Origin of the sequence: Arthrobacter arnarulunnguaqae (assembly GCF_051262515.1) — a bacterium.
GTDB lineage: Bacteria > Actinomycetota > Actinomycetes > Actinomycetales > Micrococcaceae > Arthrobacter_N.
In genome coordinates this window covers 1-430 of the sequence record NZ_JBIMER010000043.1, presented here as the reverse complement: position 1 = coordinate 430, position 430 = coordinate 1, and the positions used below count along the sequence as shown (strand labels likewise).

The window sequence follows — 430 nt, the reverse complement described above, 5'->3', positions numbered from 1 at the left end:
TTCCCCGGAGGGGGGACCGCGGCGGGCTGGACGGCCTCGCAGGCCTCCAGGATCACCCGCAGGTGCCCGAACCCCAGCTCCCCGTTCCCCAGCGCGGTAAGGGACGCCTTCCGGTGGGTGGTGAGCTCGATCGCGTGGGCGACGCGCGCCTGCATCGTCGCCTCGGACGTTCCGGTCGCCGGGGCCAGCTCGGTCGCCGCGGCCGCGGTCGCCCACCAATCCACCTTCGGGTCCGTCTCGGCGAACTCCGCGCGCAACCGCTCCGCCCACGGCCGGTAGACGCCCCGGGAGGTCCTGGCCAGTTCGGTGAGCTCCGCCAACCGCTCCCGGTGGACCGCCTCCACCGCCGCGGCCCGCAACCGCACCTCGTCCGCGTCCAACCCCGCACGCCGCCGGGCGCCCTCGCGGGTCAGCAACACCGCCTCCTCCA

At 75.8% G+C, this 430-nt stretch carries 1 protein-coding gene; it reads right to left on the bottom strand.

The genetic code is table 11. From position 1 onward, the window contains the following. Positions 1–430 (bottom strand): hypothetical protein (locus ACHAAJ_RS15590; RefSeq protein ID WP_435729159.1); only part of this gene is annotated, 430 nt, incomplete at both ends.